The following is a 4,732-nucleotide window of genomic DNA, read 5'->3' on the forward strand; positions in this document are numbered from 1 at the left end:
CGTACCGGCGGCGTCCTCACCTGCTTAACTAAATATCCATACGCATTGCTATTTTCACCCAGAAATGATATGATCGGAATGTAACGCTCTAAGAAACTAACGGGGGAATAAAATATGAATCTTAAGCATGCCCAGTATATGCTGACCGTCCTGCAGGAAGGCAGTATCACCAGCGCGGCAAAAAAATTATATGTATCACAGCCTTCCCTGAGCCAGATGATTAAACTGGTGGAAACCAATCTGGGAACTCCGATTTTTAACCGATCTACAGAACCGCTTACACTGACTTACGCAGGCGAAAAATATATGGAAGCAGCACAGCAGATCCTGACCATCAATACAAACCTCGCCAAGGAAATCGAAGAGATTACCCAGGAGGATCATGGAAAACTGCGCTTTGGCGTTCCCGTACAGAGAGGCATGCAGGTGCTTCCCTATGTACTTCCAAAGTTTTTTAAAATGTACCCCTATGTGGATGTGGAGGTATTTGAACAGGGTTCCGGGCTGATGGAGAACATGGTGCTGGACGGAACCGTGGACATGGCCTGCATGACCACAACCGCGCGCCACACAGAGCTGAAGTATATTCTGGTGGAAAATGAAGATCTCGTCCTTCTCACCTCCAAAAACACGGAACTGGCTAAACGGATTCCAAACGGCACTCCGATACCGATTTCAGAAGCGCGCGGTGAAAAGTTTGTCTCCAACAAACCGGGCCACAGCGTAAGGGCTGTGCAGGACAATCTCTTCATTACAAACGATATGCACCCGAAGATTATTTTGGAAACCGTCAGTATTGAGGTGGAAAAAAAGGTCTGTATCGCCTGCGATGCCGTCATGATCTGTCCGAAGAATTACATAGAAAAGACGCCGGAGATGCTTGAAAAGGCATCCATCTATCCCATTCTCTACGCGGACAGCCAGCGCCACTGCTATATCTGCCACAGAAAAAATCTTTATCTGACCAAATATATGCGGGATTTCATCAATATACTGGTCGAGGTGGAAAATCCATTTCTGTAATTCATTAAGAACCCCGGCTGACCTCCCTCCGTTTTGCAACAGAGGGAGACGTCAGCCGGGGTTCTAACTATTTCAGCGCTTTGCCGGGCTTCGGCCCGCCTGCATTATCTATTTGCCTTCTGCTTTATTTTTGATAAACAGAGGTTTAATAAAAGGATAAACCAGCATTACGATACAGCAGATCATAATAACGGCAGTAATCGGTTTTGTGAAAATCTGGGTCAGGCTTCCGTTGGTCAGCGTGTAAGCGCGTCGGAAGTTGGATTCACACATCTGGCCAAGTACGAGGCCGAGCACGAGCGCCGCTGAGTTATAACCGAGTTTCACAAACATGTATCCGATGATGCCGGCTCCGGCCATAAGAGCAACGTCGCCCGTATTGTTATTCAACGCATATGCGCCGATTGCAGCCATCATAATGATAACGGGGCCGAGAATGCTGTATGGAACGGAAAGAATCTTTGCAAATACCTTTGCAACCGCCATCGCAACGATAACCATGATAATATTCGTTACAAGCATGGAGCCAAATACGGATGCCAGATATTCCGGCTGTGTCTTAACAAGCATGGGGCCAATTTGGACGCCTTTGATAACGAGAGCCGTCATCATAATCGCTGCCGCGTTGCCTCCCGGGATACCCAGGGAAAGCAGAGGTACCATGGAACCGCCTGTGGCCGCATTATTGGCTGCCTCGGAAGCGACAATGCCGTCCGGGATACCGGTTCCCAGTTTCTCAGGGTGCTTGGAAACTTTCTTCTCAATTGCGTAGGATAAGAAAGAGGCGATTGTCGCTCCTGCGCCTGGAAGAATACCTACAACCGTACCGATTACGGAGGAACGGATCATCGTAAACTTTGTTGCCCATACCTCTTTCATGCTTGGAAGAACTGTCTTCATCTTGCCGGCTCCGCTGCCGGTCGCATCTTTTTCCGTGTCAATTTTCTTTGGCTTCACCGTCTGCTTCAGCACTTCAGTGACTGCAAAAAGACCAATCATGACAGGAATCATCTCAATACCGGAAAGGAGTGTGGAATTGCCCCACGTAAATCGTGCAATACCAAGCATCGGATCCATGCCCACACAGGCAAGAAGGAGTCCTAAAAGTCCGGAAATCAGAGTCTTTACAATATTATCGCTGTCCAGACAGGACAAAACGGAGAGTCCCAGGAACGATACCGCAAATAATTCGGAAGGCCCGAACTTCAAAGCGACCGTTGCAAGCTGCGGGGATACGAGCGCCATGGCAAATGCTGCTACAAGACCGCCGACAGCCGATGCAATCAGTGAAAATCCAAGCGCTTTGCCTGCTTCGCCTCTCTGGGCCATCGGATAACCGTCAAATGTGGTCGGTGCACTGGATGGTGTTCCCGGTATACGGAACAGAATTGCCGTGATTCCGCCGCCTGTGATGGATGCACAGTATACGGAAACAAGAAAAGCAATCGCAATAACGGGGTTCATCGCATAAGCGAACGGAAGTGCCAGAGCAACTGCCATGGATGCGCTTACACCAGGCATTGCCCCAAAAATAACGCCTAAAACAGTACCAGCTACTAAAAGGAAAAATGTAGAAGGCGTAAATACGATTTGCAAACCAGTCAGTAATAAATCAAACATACCTTATACTCCTTCCTTAAAATGGCATTTTTGTTTCAAAGAACAGCGCGAAATCACGGAAGATTCCAGTACCTCTTGCCAGCATAATATCCAGGGCGCCCTGGAACAGAATGTAGAGGATAGCCGTAATAACAAGAGATACAATAATCAGAAATCCGATTCTTCTCTCACCGAGAAGCACGCCGTAAGCAATCAGGAACAGAAAGCTTACCGGGATAAAACCGATGATTGGCATCAGAATCGCCATAACCGCCACCAGAATCATACCCACAAATAATTTACTCTTTAAAAATTCTCCAAGGTTAAAGCCTGCGGTGAGCTTCTCATTACTGCCCTTCAGCTTCTTGAGAGAATTTACTATATTCACGATTATTAATAATATAAGAAGGACGAGAATGATTCTCGGCCAGAATGCTGCACCAAGTTCTGTCGCTGTAGGAGCTGGTGACTCGGCGCCTACCAGGAAGAAAAGGTATATGCAGAAAATTCCTAATACGATTGAAAAGATAATGTCCAATTCAGATAACCTGCCTTTCCCTGCCTTTTTCATTCAGGGGAGCGGATTGCTCCACTCCCCCTGTTCCAAATCTGTTATTTCGTTCCGAACATCTCAGTTAAATCTTTATAATCGTTATCCCATGATGCCTGATAATCGGCTGTGTTTAACCATCCCTGTCTCTGATCCAGACCCTGCTGTTTTGCCCATGTCTGGAATTCTTCGCTTGCAACTGCCTTTTCTGCTGCTGCTTCGAAGGATTTGATAGCTGCTTCAGGTGTTCCTTCGGTATAGAAAATACCACGGGAAGGTCCGAAGAAGCAATCCAGTCCGAGGTCGCCTGCACTGTCAACGTTCTCAAAACCGGCCAGTGTCAGTTTCTTTTCCGTACAGGACATAACAACCTTCATATCGCCGGATTCCAGCATTGCGGAAACCTCTGCCGGTCCTACGCAGGCCAGATCCACATGACCTCCGATTACGTCTGCGTTTAACTGGGAACCTTCTGTATAAGCTACTGCTTCTACATCGCCTTCAAATGCTGCTTCCACGCAGGCAGCATCCAGACCTGTGATTGTCATAACGCCGCATTTAACCTTGCCCGGGTTAGCCTGTGCATATTCCTTCAGCTCATTGTAATTGCTGTATGGTGATTTAGAACTTGTCACGAAAATATTGCAGTCGTGTACGAGCTGGCACAGAGGTTTGATTTTCCCGTATACATCGAAATCAGTTGCTCCTGAAATCTGTGCTAACATCGGAGACTGTGTGCAAAGCAGATATGTATATCCGTCTGCCGGCTGGCTGGTGGCGAACTGTACGCCGGTTACTCCGCCTGCGCCTGCTTTGTTGTTAACGACTACGGATACGCCAAGCTCTTTTTCAAGAGCGGAAGCAAATGTCCGGAGTGTAGTGTCGGCTCCGCCGCCGGTACCCCATGGACAGATAATCTCAACGTTTCTTTCCCATTTCCAGTCACTGGCCGCCTCTTCTGCTCCTGTGTCCTGTGCGCCTTCTGCCGATTTAGTTTCAGCCGGTTTATCTGCAGTACCGGAGCTGCTGCTTCCGCATCCTGCAAGGCTGACTGCCATTGCTGCCGCCAATGCCAGACTTAATGTTCTTTTTTTCATAACCTCTTCTCCTTTTCTTTTATTTAATTGTCTTGCCGCTGTGTGGACTGTTCCTTCAGCCCTTGATTATATTATACATTTTTTTAGCAGCTTTTCAACAGCCTTTGTATGAATTACACAATTTTTGTTGGTTTTAACGAAAAATAATTGTGCAATTATATCATACATAGGATTTTACTTATGTTTCGCAAAACCTTATAGAATAAGGATTTTTTACGAAAATTTTACATTAAAATCAAAAATATGGTAATTTTGCAATTATTCCTAAAAGCCTGATTTTTGTTCAAAGTGACATTAATTGTATTTTTACACGTGCAATCCCTGATTCCCGTAAATGAAATTTACTGAAAATCAGCCGTCGGATATGACGAAGGATTGCGGCCGCTTAGCGGGCAAACCGCTTTAACACGCAGTGCGTATCCATTTCAGAGCGGGATTCTCCGCCAGCGGCGGGTCGCTTCAG

General features: G+C 46.8%; 4 protein-coding genes. 1 reads left to right on the plus strand and 3 read right to left on the minus strand.

The genetic code is table 11. The features are described 5' to 3' along the window. Window positions 1–114: 114 nt before the first annotated feature. Window positions 115–1,023: a LysR family transcriptional regulator gene (locus CLOSYM_RS01075; RefSeq protein ID WP_003504170.1), complete on the plus strand. Its 909-nt coding sequence runs from the start codon at window positions 115–117 to the stop codon at window positions 1,021–1,023. 108 nt (window positions 1,024–1,131) lie between these two features. Here CLOSYM_RS01075 and CLOSYM_RS01080 read toward each other — a convergent pair whose 3' ends face one another. The 3 genes from CLOSYM_RS01080 to CLOSYM_RS01090 all read right to left on the minus strand — a co-directional run bounded on the left by CLOSYM_RS01080 (window position 1,132) and on the right by CLOSYM_RS01090 (window position 4,269). Continuing rightward, the gene (locus tag CLOSYM_RS01080; protein WP_003504173.1) at window positions 1,132–2,643 is read right to left on the minus strand and encodes a tripartite tricarboxylate transporter permease; all 1,512 of its coding nucleotides are present in this window, start codon (window positions 2,641–2,643) and stop codon (window positions 1,132–1,134) included. A 16-nt stretch (window positions 2,644–2,659) separates the two neighbouring features. Continuing rightward, window positions 2,660–3,160, minus strand: a complete 501-nt coding sequence (locus CLOSYM_RS01085) for a tripartite tricarboxylate transporter TctB family protein (protein WP_003504175.1) — start codon at window positions 3,158–3,160, stop codon at window positions 2,660–2,662. A gap of 74 nt (window positions 3,161–3,234) precedes the next feature. After that, window positions 3,235–4,269, minus strand: coding sequence for a tripartite tricarboxylate transporter substrate binding protein (locus CLOSYM_RS01090; protein WP_003504176.1), 1,035 nt, complete (start codon window positions 4,267–4,269; stop codon window positions 3,235–3,237). Between the last annotated feature and the right edge of the window lie 463 nt (window positions 4,270–4,732).

The organism is [Clostridium] symbiosum ATCC 14940, assembly GCF_000466485.1.
GTDB classification, from domain to species: Bacteria; Bacillota; Clostridia; order Lachnospirales; family Lachnospiraceae; genus Otoolea; species Otoolea symbiosa.